Here is a 13,011-nt window from a genome sequence, read left to right on the forward strand (position 1 = left end):
GCCATAATTTTGCGACATCGACGGCCGCCCCGCACAGCACGAGGCCCGGGCGGAGATGCGAGATCTCCGCCCGGGCCTCGGGTCTCGTCGCTCAGGCCTCGACGTCGCCGCGCCAGGAGCCGGTCTCGGCTCCGCGCTTCTCGATGAACTCCTTGAAGTTCTTCAGGTCCTTCTTCACCGCGTGCGAGCCCGCACCGACCAGCGAGCCGACCTTCTCGAGGAGCCCCTCGGGCTCCCAGTCGATCTGCACGGTCACCCGCGTCGTGAGCTCCTCGAGCTTGTGGAACGTCACGACACCCGCGTGCTCGGTGTCGCCACCCACGCTCTTCCACGCCACACGCTCGTCGGGGTGCTGCTCGGTGATCTCCGCGTCGAACTCGCGCGTCGCCCCGCCGACCTTCACGACCCAGTGGTTGTGAGTGTCGTCGATCTGCGTGATGGACTCGACCTCGTCGAGGAACTCCGGGAAGCTCTCGAACTGGGTCCACTGGTTGTACGCGATGTCGACCGGAACGTGGACGTCGATGGTCTCGATGATCTGCACCATGGGATGCTCCTCTGCTGAGTCGTCGTTCGTGTCCTTCTATTCAGCGCGAGAGGCCGGGTCTTCGCGACGGGGTTGACAGACCGACGGCGAAGGGGCGCTTCCCGAGTAGCGTTGACGGCATGCGCATCCATGCCGCGATCCGCGCCTCGAAGCGCTCGCCCCTGTTGCAGGTGGTGAAGTCCGCCGCGGCCACGATCGCCGCGTGGATGCTCGCGGGATGGGTGGTGCCGGGGCAGCTGCCGGTGTTCGCCGCGATCGCTGCCCTGCTGGTCGTGCAGCCGAGCGTGAACCAATCGCTGTCGAAGGCGCTGGAGCGCAGCATCGGCGTCATCGTGGGGGTGCTGATCGCCGTCGCGCTGGGGCTGCTGCTCGGGTCGCCCAGTTGGATCGTGCTGCTCGCCATCGTCGTGGCCATGCTCGTGGCCTGGGCGCTGCGGGCGACCCCGGGCACCGGCAACCAGGTCGCGATCTCGGCGATGCTGGTGCTGGCACTGGGCTCGACCCCCGACTATGCGATCGCCCGCATCCTGGAGACCCTCATCGGGGTCGTCATCGGCATCGTCGTGAACGCCCTGATCGTGCCGCCCGTGCTCGTCGCGCCCGCCCGCCGTGATCTCGGACTGCTCGGCAGTGAGCTGGCCGCGAGCCTCGACCGGCTCGCCGACGCCCTGCCCGAGCCGCAGGCGCCGGCGAAGCTGCAGGAGCTCATGCTCGAGGCCCGACTGCTGCGTCCGATGAAGGACGTCGCGGAGGCCTCGATCGCTGCCGGCGAGGAATCACTGACCCTGAATCCACGGCGCTCGACCCACCGCGAGGAGCTCGTCGAGATGCGCACGCTGCTCGAACGGCTCTCACCGATCGTCACCCAGACGATCGGGATGACCCGCGCCTACTTCGACCACTACGACGACTCGATCGGACAGGAACCTGCGGTCGCGGCGATCGCCGAGCAGTTGCGCCGGGCCGGGCACGACGTGCGGCTCGCGGTGCAGATCGCCGACGTCTCCCCCGAGCCCGAGGCGCTGACCTCGGCGATCCCCGCGCTCACGGCGCCGCTGGTGATCCGCCCTCCGTCGTCGATGCACTGGATCCTCATCGGCTCCCTCATGGAGGACCTGCGTCGCATCCGCGGGGAGCTCGTCGAAGAGGAGTGAGCGCGGGAGCGCGGGAGCGCGTTCACAACTCAGCACAGAACTGCACCGCAGGCAGCTCCGGCGCCATTCCGGGGCCCGCTGCGGGATTCATGCTGAGTCGTGAACGGGAACCTCCCGGTCAGTCGGCGTCGGGGTCGTCAGCGAGCATGTCGCCGTCGTCGTCCGAGGCAGGGCCGGACGGGGCGGCCGCGGGCTCGCCCTTGTTGTCCTCGGTGCCGAGGTTGTCGTTCTCCTCCGCGCCGGGCGACGGCTCGCTGCTGATGTCGGTGCGGTCGGTGCTGATGTCGGTCTCGCTGTGCATCGTGTTCCTCTCGTCGGTGTGGGGCTGATCGGGCGAGGCTACGGTGAGCGGCGCTCCGAGACGCGGGCCTTGACAAGACCGACAGGCTCACACGAAGGCATGCCGGCGACGCGAAGGCTGAGCATCCTCATCGATCGGCCTCGTACGCTGGGTGCATGAGCACGCACATCGCCGCACAGCCCGGTCAGATCGCCCCCATCGTCCTGTTCCCGGGTGACCCGCTGCGCGCGAAGTGGATCGCCGAGACCTTCCTCGATGACGCCGAGCTCTATTCCGAGACCCGCGGGATGCTGGGGTTCACCGGCACCTGGGAGGGACACCGCGTCTCGGTGCAGGGCTCGGGCATGGGCCAGCCGTCGATGGCGATCTACGCGAGCGAGCTGTTCGAGGAGTACGACGTGCAGACGATCGTCCGGGTCGGATCGTGCGGTGCCCTGACGGAGAAGCTGAAGGTGCGCGACATCGTCATCGCGAACGGCGCGTGCACGGACTCCGGCATCAACCGGGTGCGCTTCCACGGGCTCGACTACGCTCCCGTCGCGGACTTCGGCCTGTTGCGTGCGGCGGTCGAGGCGAGCGAGGCCGAGCCCTCGGACTCCGCCGTGCACGTGGGACTGCTCTTCTCGAGCGACCAGTTCTACAGCACCCGGCCGGAGCTGACGGCGCCGTTCGTGCAGCACGGCGCACTGGGCGTCGAGATGGAGGCGGCCGGCCTGTACACCCTCGCGGCGTTCCACGGCCGTCGGGCCCTCGCGATCTGCACGGTCTCCGACCACATCGTCACCGGCGAGCAGACCACCGCGCAGGAGCGGGAGCAGACCTTCGGCGACATGATCCGCATCGCGCTGCGCGCCGCGACCTCGGTCTGAGCCGTTCGCGATTCAGCATGAGATCTCGCTGATCGCTCGAATCCCCGTCATCTCGGCTGCCTCCGACGGTTCCGTGCTGAAGACGGAACAAGGTTCGCGCGTGCCGGAGATGGGATGATCGACAGACCATGCCTGCGATCCTCGACCCGACCACACTGACCGACGGATCCGATGCGGATGCCGTCTACACGGCGTTCGTCGAATGGGCGGAGTCCACCGGCATCAGCCTCTACCCGGCGCAGGACGAGGCCGTCATCGAGATCGTCTCGGGCCACAACCTGATCCTCTCCACCCCCACCGGCACCGGAAAGTCGCTCGTGGCGGTCGCCGCGCACTACGCCGCCCTCGTCCAGGGACGCCGCTCGTACTACACCGCACCGATCAAGGCCCTGGTCAGCGAGAAGTTCTTCGCCCTCGTCGACGTGTTCGGCGCCTCGAACGTCGGCATGATCACGGGGGACTCGTCGATCAATCCCGACGCGCCGATCATCTGCTGCACGGCCGAGATCCTCGCGAACCTCGCACTGCGTCACGGCGCGGATGCCGCGGTGCACCAGGTCGTCATGGACGAGTTCCACTTCTACGCCGACCCCGACCGCGGATGGGCCTGGCAAGTACCGTTGCTCGAACTCCCGCAGGCGCAGTTCATCCTGATGTCGGCGACCCTCGGCGATGTGTCGCAGCTCTCGAGCGATCTCACCCGGAGGACGGGCCGCGAAACGGCATCGGTCACCGGCGTCGAGCGCCCGGTCCCCCTGCACTACTTCTACGAGACGACCCCGATCCACGAGACGATCGACGACCTGCTCGGCACCGGACAGGCACCGATCTACATCGTGCACTTCTCGCAGGCCGCGGCGATGGAGCGCGCCCAGGCGCTGTCGAGCGTCAAGGTCGCGACGCGGGAGCAGCGCGATGAGATCGCGGCACTGATCGGCGGGTTCCGTTTCACGACGGCGTTCGGCAAGACCCTGTCGCGCTTCCTCCGTGCAGGCATCGGCGTGCACCATGCGGGCATGCTGCCGAAGTATCGCCGCCTGGTCGAGCAGCTCGCGCAGCGCGGTCTGCTGCGTGTGATCTGCGGCACCGACACGCTCGGGGTCGGCATCAACGTGCCCATCCGCACGGTGCTGCTCACGGCCCTGACCAAGTTCGACGGCACGCGGATGCGGCAGCTCAGCGCCCGGGAGTTCCACCAGATCGCCGGACGGGCGGGACGCGCGGGCTTCGACACCGCCGGCACGGTCGTCGCGCAGGCGCCCGAGCACGAGTCCGAGAACGTGGCCGCCGTCAAGAAGGCCGGCGACGACCCGAAGAAGAAGCGCAAGATCGTGCGCAAGAAGGCGCCGGACGGCTTCGTCTCGTGGGGAGAGCCGTCGTTCCGCAAGCTGATCGACGCCGAGCCCGAGACCCTGACCTCGCACATGCAGATCACCAGCGCCATGCTGCTCAACGTGATCGGGCGCGGTGGCGACGTCTTCGGCAACGTGCGGGCCCTCGTCTACGACAACCACGAGCCCCGCGCGCGTCAGCGCGAGCTGGCCATCCGTGCGATCGGCATCTACCGGACCCTGATCGAGTCGGGTGTCGTCGAGCAGACGGATGCCGGAGAGATCCGCCTCACGGTCGACCTGCAGCCGAACTTCGCCTTGAACCAGCCGCTGTCGCCGTTCGCTCTCGCGGCGTTCGACCTGCTCGACCCTTCGGCAGGCTCAGGGGCCCAGGAGGGGACGACGGGCACCGGCACCGGGTCGTACGCCCTCGACATGATCTCGATCGTGGAGTCGACGCTCGACGACCCCCGCGCGATCCTCGGCCAGCAGGAGTTCCAGGCCCGAGGAGAGGCCGTCGCCGCCATGAAGCGCGAGGGCATCGAGTACGACGAGCGCATGGAGCTGCTCGAGGAGATCACGTATCCGAAGCCGCTCGACGAGCTGCTCAGCGCGGCGTTCGAGACGTTCAGCGCGGCGCAGCCGTGGATCCGCGACTTCGAGCTGCATCCGAAGTCCGTCGTGCGCGACATGTACGAGCGGGCCATGTCGTTCGGGGAATATGTCGCGTTCTACAAGATCGCCCGTTCGGAGGGCGTGGTGCTGCGCTACCTGTCCGACGCCTATCGCGCCGCGTCGCAGACGATCCCCGAAGAGGCCAAGGACGAGGATCTGCGCGACCTCATCGAGTGGCTCGGGGAGCTCGTCCGCCAGGTCGACTCGAGCCTGCTCGACGAGTGGGAGACCCTTCGTCTCGCTCCGCTCGCTCAGGGGCCGGACGGTGCGCTCGCTCAGGGACCGGACGGTGCGCTCGCTCAGGGGCCGGGCGGTGATGACAAACCCATCGTCCCGCCGGCTCCCAGGCGGCTCACCACGAACGTGCGCGCGTTCCGCACCCTGGTGCGCAACGAGCTGTTCCGCCGGGTGCAGCTCGCCGCGCGCGAGGACGTGGATGCTCTCGCCGAACTCGATCCGTCCTTCGGTGCCGCCGCGTGGTCCGACGCGCTCGACGGCTACTTCGCCGATCACGACGAGATCCTCACCGGAGCGAACGCTCGCAGCTCGCAGCTGCTGCTGCTGACGGAGGGCGGGACGGAGTGGACCGTCCGGCAGATCCTCGACGACCCGGCGGGGGACCACGACTGGGGCATCTCGGCCACCGTCGATCTCGCCGAATCCGACGAGCAGGGTGCCGCGGTCGTGACGGTGACGGGCGTCGACCGCCTCTAGCAGAAGGACTCGACGCCGCCCCACCCTCCGACCCAGGCCTCGACCCGCGGATCGGCTCGCAGCGCGTGCACGCCGACCGCCGGCATCCGGGCGGTCTCGAATCCCCGCGAGTCACCCCAGCGCTCCGCGCGACGCGCCGCACGGCGCGACGTGAGCACCCCCAACGACGAGCCGTCGTCGGCCGTCAGCTCGACCGACCCCACGTCTCCCGTGCCGAGGCAGCGCACGACGTCGACGATCCACGCCGGATCGAGCACGACCACCGGACGCTCCAGCAGCCAGGTGACCCGAGCATCGACACCGGCGCTCGGGATGGCGCTCGCGACGACGGCCCGCGGATCCCCCTGCAACACGTCAGGCGCCGCGTCGAGAACGAGCCGGGCGCGCGGGAGGGCGCCCCACAGCGAGTCCGCCGCGATGAACAGGGCGGCGGCGGAGTGGTCGCCGCGCACGCGCACGACGAGGTCGGCCGCGCCTGACCACACCGCACGCGGCGCCGAGCCCGGCACCGGGATCTCCGCCTGCAGGCGCAGGGTCTGGGCGTTGGCCCGATCCATCCCCGACCCGTCGCGATCCGCCCACTCCGGTCCGTCGTGCCACGCCACCGCGTCAGGCACGTGAGCGAACACCGCTCCGGCCTGCCACATGCGGTGCGCCCACTCCCAGTCCTCACCCCCATAAGAGGTGAACGACTCGTCGAAGCCCCCGACCTCGTCGAACAGTCGTCGCGAGCAGCCGATCACGGCGCCGATCACGAACCGGTACGACCGGTCGTCGGCGTCGAGCAGATCGCGGCTCCTCGCGTACTCCTCCGCCAGCCACGCGGGCTCGGCCAGCTCGCGCCCCCGGGCCGCCTCGACCACGGGGACGTCGACGGGCAGGTCCGAGAAGTCGGCGTGGCGACGGCGCCCCACGGTCACGGCCTCGGGCAGCAGCGCGGGGAGCCGGGAGAGCGCGCGCACGTACCCGGGCTCGGGAGCGGTGTCGGCGTCGACGAAGCACAGCACCTCGCCGCTGCTCGCTCGCACTCCGAGGTTGCGCACCGCAGCGAGCCGGAAGCCCCGATCCTCCTGACGGACGAGGATCACGCCCTCAGGCACGTCGACGGCGCCGGGCGACCCGTCGTCCGCCACGACGACCTCGAGCAGATGGCGAGGGTAGTCCTGGGCGGCGAGCGCGTGCAGGGTCCTCGCGAGTTCCGCGGGCTGGTCGAAGTGCGACACGATCACCGACACGAGCGGGAGGGGGTCGGGGCGGTGGCCGTCCCTGGCATCCCACCGGTTGCCGACGACCCAGGGCTGCGTCACCGCTGCCCCCGCTCCCAGACGCGCAGGTAGGCGTCCGCGACATCCGCGCGCGAGAGCGGAAGCCGCGCGAGCCCGTGCCAGGTGATGCGGGGCACCTCGACGGCCCGGCGCACGGCCTCCGCGAGATCGGTCGCGTCGACGGGGGAGAGAGTGCCCGGACGCAGCATCGCCATCTCGTCGATGTAGCGGTTGCGCACCGCGACCGGGCGCCTGCCCCACCCGATCCAGGAGGCGAGCGAGCCCGATGCGGAGATGTGCCGGTGCGCGATGACGGGCACCGCCACCGCGCGACCGCGTCGGGCGATCTCCCGGTCATCGAGCCAGCCGGTCACCTCGACCTCGACGCCGAGATCCGCCGCCCGTCTGACGAACGCGTCGAGGTCGGCGGCGTGCCCGTCGGATGCACGTCCGAGCACCGTCATCCTCGTCATCCCGGCGGTGGCGGCAGCCTGCGCGGCCTCATCGTGCCCCTTGCCGGGGTAGAAGTAGCCGAGCACCCCGAGCGACCCGTCGGACGACTGCTCCACAGCATCCGCCTGCAGCTCGACGGGCAGCGGGATCGCGGTGGCCGGGCCCGTCCACACCCCCTCCTCCTGCAGCAGCGCGCGCTCGTGCTCGCTGTTCACCGTCACGCCGGTCGCGGCGGCAGCGACGAGGGCGTAGGCCCGGCGTCTGCGGGGCAGGTTCCGCTCACCATCGGATTCCTGTGGCAGGTCGTGCAGCGTGACGCTGATCCGGAGCCTGCGGGCGAGGGCCCCGAACGTGCTCGACGCCTCTTCGGGAGAGTCGCCCCACAGACGATCGGTGAAGTGCGCATGCACGGCGGTCCCCGCGGCCAGGCTCGTGAGCGCCGGCGGGTCGACCGTGCGGACCTCGTCGCTCCGCTCGCGGATCGCCGACGCGAGCTCCCTGGCGTACACGGCGACGCCGTGATCTCCGGGGTGGACGAGCAGCAGCGGCACCCCGGTCACGCCTCGCGCCAGACGGCGACGAGCGGAGCCAGACGTTCGACCGCGGCAGCGACGAATGCGGGATGCGCGGCGTACCAGGCCTCGTGGGCATCGCGCACCTCTGCGTCGTCGAGCATCTCGCCCTCGACGATCCACTCCGCGCGCGGGTCGTCGGGCAGCGACCAGGCCTCGACCACCTCGGGGGCGAGCGGCGCGCGCACGGCGTCGAGCAGGGGCCGTCCCCGATCCACCGGTCCCCCGTCGGCGCCCAGCGCCTCGAGCACCCGGGCCCCGAGGGGCAGCCAGATCGCGTTGCCCGGGTGGTTGACGGTGCGGGCGTGGTCGGCCGTCACGGCGTCGTACAGGTCGGCGACGCGCACGTCGGTGGTGAGCTCGCGCGTGCGCAGCACGTCGACCGACGCGCGGCCGATCTGCCGGACGGATGCCGGGGTCAGGGATCGAGCGACGGGGATGCCGGCGACCGCCGCGAGCGTGCGGATGTCGTGATAGGCGACGAGGGGCGGCTCCTCCTCGACACCGGGCACGCGGATCGCGGCCTGGAAGGGGTGCAGCCCCGCGAAGCGCACCGGCGGCACCGTCAACACGCGCGCGGCGGTCGCGGCGGCGACCTGGCGGGTGCCGAGCGGCAGGTCGTGATAGTCGTCGCGCACCGGCTGGGTCACGACGGTGTGCGCGGACGCGACCAGCTCGTGCAGGCGGGCGGCGTCCTCTGCCGTCATCTCGTGCACGGGCGGCACCCGCACGTAGCGGCGCTCGGGAGCATCCATCACGAGTCGCAGCGACTCCGCCTGGCAGTTGCCGAGCACCACCCCGAAACTCTCCGGCAGAGGGAGCAGGCCATAGAACTCCCCGTAGTGCATCCGGCGCCCTAGCACCGCCGACCCGGAGGGCGCAATGGTCGTGACGTCGGGGGGAGGAGGGTTCATTGTTCGAACGTATACCTCCCTCCTTTTCTGCCTCACCCCGTTGCATTCCGGCGCCTCCGCCCCCTTCGATTCGTGCATTCAGAGCGCTCAGCCCTGCAAGGAAGACCTCCATCGGTACAGTCACCGCCCCCATCCGCGTCGCCTCCATCCCTGCCGCGCACCCCTATATCCACGCGATCACCGATCCGCAGCTCGTCCGCATCCTCCCCGACCCCCCGGTGCCGGGAGCGCCCGCCGGGCAGTGGTGGCCGCCGGTCGCGATGACCCCGGAGTGGCTCGCCGCGCATGCGCGCGACTACGACGTGCTGCACGTGCATTTCGGACTCGAGTCCTTCTCCCCCGCCCAGGTGCGCGCCGGCCTCGACGCCGCCCGTCTGGCCGGCCGCCCCGTGATCTTCACGGTCCACGACCTCGACAACCCGCAGCTGATCGATCAGGCGCCGTATCGCGAGCTGCTCGACGTGATCGTCCCCGCAGCCGACCGCCTGGTCACGCTCACCGACACGGCGGCGGCGGAGATCGATCGACGCTGGCAGCGCTCGAGCCTGGTGGTGCCGCACCCGACGCTCACCGCGGGCACCACCCCGCCTGCACGTCGCCGCGACGACGGCATCCGCGTCGGCATGCACGTGCGCGATCTGCGTCCGAACATCGACGCCGAGCGTGCCGTCCAGGCGATGGTCGACGCCGCCCAGCTGCTCGACGGGTTCGGGCTCCGCGCACGGTTCGAGGTGCTGATGAACGAGCGGGTCCGCGACGACGAGGCCGCCGCGCGCGTGGTGGCGGCCGCACGGGACAGCGCGGCGGTGCAGGTGCGTCGGACCCCGTATCTCAGCGATGCGGACGTCGAGCAGTGGCTGAGCGGCCTCGACCTGTTCGTGCTCCCGTACCGGCACGGCACCCATTCGGGGTGGGTGGAGCTCTGCTACGACTTGGGGGTCCCCGTGGCGGGAACCGACGTCGGGCACATCCGGTCGCAGCATCCGTCGGAGTTCTCCGTCATCGATCTCGACGACCCTCGCACGCTCGTCGACGCGGTGACGTCCGCCCGCGCGACAGCGGCCGTGCTCCCGGACGACGGCCGGCTCGCGCGGCGGCGCTCGGAGCGCCTCGCGGAACGACAGGCCGTGCGCGACGCCCACGCCCGCCTCTACTCGACCGTGATGGCCGAGGTCTCGGCATGAGCGCGGTGCAGCGCCTGCGCGTGCTGGTCGTCGCGCCGGAGCGGCATCCCCTCCGCCAGCCGCACGCGGGCGGACTGGAGGCCGTCGTCTGGAACCGGGTGCGGTGGCTGCGCCGCCGAGGCCACGACGTCGAGCTGTGCGCCGCCGAGGGGTCGGACTTCCTGGGCGGCACGGCCGACTTCCTGCTGCCGAGTCCGCGCTGGGAGCGCGCGGGCGACGTCTCCGACTCCGACAACCCGGTGGGACACCGCCGACGGATGACGGACGCGTTCGCGCGCGTGCAACGACGGCTCGCCGATCCCCGCAGGCGCGTCGACGTCGTCGACAATCACAGCCTGCACAGCGATCCCATCCTGTGGAGCCGCGATTCGGGCGTCCCGGTCGTGACGACCCTGCACACGCCGCCCCTCCCCGAGATGGTGAAGGCCGCCCGGTCGCTGCCGGGCTCGGCACCGCACCGGTTCCTGGCGGTCAGCCAGTACACGGCACGCGCGTGGTCCGCAGAGGGCGTCGATGCCTTCGTGTTCCCGAACGGCGTCGACAGCAGCCACTGGCGTCGGGGCCCGGGCGGCGACGGATGGGTCTGGTTCGGACGCATCGTCCCCGAGAAGGCCCCGCATCTGGCTATCGAGGCCGCTCGTCGCGCCGGTGCACGGCTGCGGATCGCGGGCCGCATCGGCGACCCGGAGTACTTCGCGCGCGAGGTGCAGCCCCGCCTCGGTGACGGCATCGAGTATCTCGGCGCGCTGCGACAGCCTGAGCTCTGCGAGCTGGTCGGCGCCTCGTCGGTCGCCCTGGTGACGCCCGTGTGGTCCGAGCCGTTCGGGCTCGTGATGGCCGAGGCCCTGATGACGGGCACTCCCGTCGTCGCCTTCGATTCGGGCGGTGCGAGCGAGGTTCTGGCGGGACTCCCGGGATGCACGGTCGTCCCCGCCGCCGACGTGGACGCCCTGGCGCGGGCGGCCACCGCGCTCGCGCACGGCTCGCAGTCCGCGACGATCCGTGACCATGTGCGTGCCGGAGCCGCGGCCCGCCACTCGGTCGCTCGGCGGCACCGCGAGATCGAACGCGTGCTCGCGATGGCCGCCCAGGGCGTGGGCCGTGCGGACGAGCCGATCGACACCGGCGAGGCGATCCGGACCGGCGACGTCGTCGAGGCGGTCGGCGCATGATCGGCTGGTACGTGCATCACCATGGGTGGGGACATGTGACGCGGATGCAGGCCATCCGCCCGCACCTCGTCGACGACGAGGTGACGGTCTTCTCGAGCCTGCCGCGCCCCGACACCCTCGACGAGCGGACGACATGGGTGCGGCTGCCCTCGGATTCCGGCCCTATGACCGGATCGGACGGAGTGCGCCGCGAGGCCCACGAGCTCGGAGATGTCACCGCGGGCGGTGCGCTGCACTGGGCACCGATCGCCCACCCCGGCCATCAGCAGCGCCTGGCGATCATCGCCGAGTGGATCGCGCGCACCCCGGTGTCGGCGTTCGTCGTCGACGTCAGCGTCGAGGTCACCGCCTTCGTCCGCCTCCTCGGCGTGCCCACGGTCGTCTTCGCGCAGCCGGGCGACCGCACCGATTCTCCGCATCGGCTCGGTTACGACGTCGCTGACCGGATCGTGGCGCCCTGGGCGGACGGCACGATCGATGCGCGGGAGCTCGTCGATCGCGACGAGCACGTGCGCCGTGTCGGGGCGATCTCGCGATACGACGGCCGCGATCGCACGGGGGACCACGACGACGATGCTCGCCGCGTGCTCTTCCTCAGCCGCACCCTCGACCCCGCACGTCTCGCGGAGACCATCCGTCTGCTGAGCGCGCGCGGCTGGATCGTCGAGACGGCCGGGGCGGGCGACGACGACCGCGTCGATGACGTGTGGCCGCTCCTGTGCCGGGCGACCGTCGTCGTGAGCGCGGCAGGTCAGAACGGCGTGGCCGACCTCGCGGCGGCGGGCGCACGTGCGGTCGTGCTCGCCCAGGACCGCCCCTTCGGGGAGCAGGAGCACACCGGCCGCGTGCTGCAGGAGCAGGGCTACGCCTGCACGGGGTGGGCCGATTCTTCGCCCGCCGAGGTGGTCGAGCTCGTCGAGCGGGCCGCCGCATCGACCCCCGACTGGGGCGGATGGGGCGTCACGGGTGCGGCCGCGCGGGCCGCCGCCGCGATCGAGGGGGCGGCGTCATGAGCACACGGATCGGCGTGATCACCCCGGCCTCCGAGAACCGTCTCGCGCACCTGCATCGCCAGCGCCGCTTCCTGCGCGAGGTGACGCCGCCGGGGCTCGAGGTCGTGCGCGTGGAGGCGTGGCTCGACCACTCCGAGCCTCCCGCCTTCGACGGCGCCGTACACGTGCACGTACCTCCGGGATCCGACGGCATGCGCGTCGGCGCCGCACGCAATGCGGCCGCCGAGAGGGCGCTCATGGAGGGCGTCGACCTGCTCGTCTTCCTCGACGTGGACTGCCTTCCGGGGCCCGGCATGCTCGAGCGCTACGTGGAGGCCTCGCGCACCCACCCCGACGGACTGCTCTGCGGACCCGTCACGTATCTCGAGAGCGTCCAGCGACCGTCATCCCCCGACGATCTCGCCTCGACCACGAGGCCGCATCCGGTGCGCCCGAGCCCCGCGGACGGCGTCGTCGAGACGGCGGCCGCTGCGGAATACGACCTCTTCTGGTCGCTGTCGTTCGCCCTCACACCGACGACCTGGCGACGTCTGGGCGGGTTCGACGAGCGCTACCAGGGCTACGGCGCGGAGGACACGGACCTCGGCCGTCGGGCACGGTCGCTCGGCATCCCGCTGCACTGGGTCGGCGGCGCGCATGCGTATCACCAGTGGCACCCGGCCGGCGCCCCGCCGTGGCGCCATCTCGACGACATCCTCCGAAACGGCGCGCTGTTCGCCGAACGCTGGGGCGAGTGGCCGATGGGCGGCTGGATCGACGAGTTCGTGCGGGCCGGGGCCGTCGAGCCGCATGAGGGCGGCTACCGCCGCACGACAGTCTGACGGAGAGCCCCGACCTCATCAGGGGC

General features: G+C 71.2%; 12 protein-coding genes. 7 read left to right on the plus strand and 5 right to left on the minus strand.

From position 1 onward, the window contains the following. Nucleotides 1–91: 91 nt before the first annotated feature. Nucleotides 92–547, minus strand: coding sequence for an SRPBCC family protein (locus ABTZ43_RS03795; protein WP_149424109.1), 456 nt, complete (start codon nucleotides 545–547; stop codon nucleotides 92–94). Between the two features lie 119 nt (nucleotides 548–666). Between ABTZ43_RS03795 and ABTZ43_RS03800 the strand changes: the two genes are divergently transcribed. Beyond that, nucleotides 667–1,701 (plus strand): FUSC family protein, encoded by a 1,035-nt coding sequence (locus ABTZ43_RS03800; protein ID WP_056413708.1) that lies wholly within the window; start codon nucleotides 667–669, stop codon nucleotides 1,699–1,701. A gap of 118 nt (nucleotides 1,702–1,819) precedes the next feature. Here ABTZ43_RS03800 and ABTZ43_RS03805 read toward each other — a convergent pair whose 3' ends face one another. Next, a complete protein-coding gene (locus tag ABTZ43_RS03805) occupies nucleotides 1,820–2,002 on the minus strand; it encodes a hypothetical protein (RefSeq protein ID WP_149424110.1) in 183 nt (60 codons plus the stop codon). Between the two features lie 155 nt (nucleotides 2,003–2,157). Between ABTZ43_RS03805 and deoD the strand changes: the two genes are divergently transcribed. Both deoD and ABTZ43_RS03815 read left to right on the plus strand, forming a co-directional pair. Further along, nucleotides 2,158–2,871 (plus strand): purine-nucleoside phosphorylase, encoded by a 714-nt coding sequence (deoD, locus tag ABTZ43_RS03810; RefSeq protein WP_149424111.1) that lies wholly within the window; start codon nucleotides 2,158–2,160, stop codon nucleotides 2,869–2,871. 128 nt (nucleotides 2,872–2,999) lie between these two features. Next, the gene (locus ABTZ43_RS03815) at nucleotides 3,000–5,591 is read left to right on the plus strand and encodes a DEAD/DEAH box helicase (RefSeq protein ID WP_350537862.1); all 2,592 of its coding nucleotides are present in this window, start codon (nucleotides 3,000–3,002) and stop codon (nucleotides 5,589–5,591) included. Here the strand turns inward: ABTZ43_RS03815 and ABTZ43_RS03820 are convergent. Genes ABTZ43_RS03820 through ABTZ43_RS03830 form a run of 3 tightly spaced genes read right to left on the minus strand, consistent with a single transcriptional unit; the run spans nucleotide 5,588 to nucleotide 8,795 of the window. Then, entirely contained in the window at nucleotides 5,588–6,898 is a 1,311-nt protein-coding gene (locus ABTZ43_RS03820; protein WP_350537863.1) for a glycosyltransferase, read from the minus strand. The two genes, ABTZ43_RS03815 and ABTZ43_RS03820, sit on opposite strands and share 4 nt — an antisense overlap. Continuing rightward, entirely contained in the window at nucleotides 6,895–7,869 is a 975-nt protein-coding gene (locus ABTZ43_RS03825; RefSeq protein WP_350537864.1) for a hypothetical protein, read from the minus strand. The genes ABTZ43_RS03820 and ABTZ43_RS03825 overlap by 4 nt, the downstream gene beginning before the upstream one ends. Beyond that, nucleotides 7,866–8,795 carry a WcbI family polysaccharide biosynthesis putative acetyltransferase gene (locus tag ABTZ43_RS03830; protein WP_350537865.1) on the minus strand — a complete coding sequence of 310 codons (930 nt, stop codon included), beginning with the start codon at nucleotides 8,793–8,795 and terminating at the stop codon, nucleotides 7,866–7,868. The genes ABTZ43_RS03825 and ABTZ43_RS03830 overlap by 4 nt, the downstream gene beginning before the upstream one ends. Between ABTZ43_RS03830 and ABTZ43_RS03835 the strand changes: the two genes are divergently transcribed. The 4 genes from ABTZ43_RS03835 to ABTZ43_RS03850 are packed head-to-tail and all read left to right on the plus strand — an operon-like array spanning nucleotide 8,795 to nucleotide 12,985. Continuing rightward, entirely contained in the window at nucleotides 8,795–9,979 is a 1,185-nt protein-coding gene (locus ABTZ43_RS03835) for a glycosyltransferase (RefSeq protein WP_350537866.1), read from the plus strand. The genes ABTZ43_RS03830 and ABTZ43_RS03835 overlap by 1 nt on opposite strands. Continuing rightward, nucleotides 9,976–11,151 (plus strand): glycosyltransferase, encoded by a 1,176-nt coding sequence (locus ABTZ43_RS03840; RefSeq protein WP_350537867.1) that lies wholly within the window; start codon nucleotides 9,976–9,978, stop codon nucleotides 11,149–11,151. Before ABTZ43_RS03835 ends, ABTZ43_RS03840 begins: the two co-directional genes overlap by 4 nt. Further along, nucleotides 11,148–12,164: a hypothetical protein gene (locus ABTZ43_RS03845; protein WP_350537868.1), complete on the plus strand. Its 1,017-nt coding sequence runs from the start codon at nucleotides 11,148–11,150 to the stop codon at nucleotides 12,162–12,164. The genes ABTZ43_RS03840 and ABTZ43_RS03845 overlap by 4 nt, the downstream gene beginning before the upstream one ends. After that, the gene (locus ABTZ43_RS03850) at nucleotides 12,161–12,985 is read left to right on the plus strand and encodes a galactosyltransferase-related protein (protein WP_350537869.1); all 825 of its coding nucleotides are present in this window, start codon (nucleotides 12,161–12,163) and stop codon (nucleotides 12,983–12,985) included. Before ABTZ43_RS03845 ends, ABTZ43_RS03850 begins: the two co-directional genes overlap by 4 nt. The last annotated feature ends 26 nt before the right edge of the window (nucleotides 12,986–13,011 follow it).

The organism is Microbacterium sp. NPDC097977, assembly GCF_040302605.1.
Lineage (GTDB): Bacteria > Actinomycetota > Actinomycetes > Actinomycetales > Microbacteriaceae > Microbacterium.

Bases quoted from the DNA above. Each gene is read 5' to 3' on its own strand.
- ABTZ43_RS03795 (WP_149424109.1), bottom strand. From the start codon at position 547: ATGGTGCAGATCATCGAGACCATCGACGTCCACGTTCCGGTCGACATC.
- ABTZ43_RS03800 (WP_056413708.1), top strand. From the start codon at position 667: ATGCGCATCCATGCCGCGATCCGCGCCTCGAAGCGCTCGCCCCTGTTG.
- ABTZ43_RS03805 (WP_149424110.1), bottom strand. From the start codon at position 2,002: ATGCACAGCGAGACCGACATCAGCACCGACCGCACCGACATCAGCAGC.
- deoD (WP_149424111.1), top strand. From the start codon at position 2,158: ATGAGCACGCACATCGCCGCACAGCCCGGTCAGATCGCCCCCATCGTC.
- ABTZ43_RS03815 (WP_350537862.1), top strand. From the start codon at position 3,000: ATGCCTGCGATCCTCGACCCGACCACACTGACCGACGGATCCGATGCG.
- ABTZ43_RS03830 (WP_350537865.1), bottom strand. From the start codon at position 8,795: ATGAACCCTCCTCCCCCCGACGTCACGACCATTGCGCCCTCCGGGTCG.
- ABTZ43_RS03840 (WP_350537867.1), top strand. From the start codon at position 9,976: ATGAGCGCGGTGCAGCGCCTGCGCGTGCTGGTCGTCGCGCCGGAGCGG.
- ABTZ43_RS03845 (WP_350537868.1), top strand. From the start codon at position 11,148: ATGATCGGCTGGTACGTGCATCACCATGGGTGGGGACATGTGACGCGG.
- ABTZ43_RS03850 (WP_350537869.1), top strand. From the start codon at position 12,161: ATGAGCACACGGATCGGCGTGATCACCCCGGCCTCCGAGAACCGTCTC.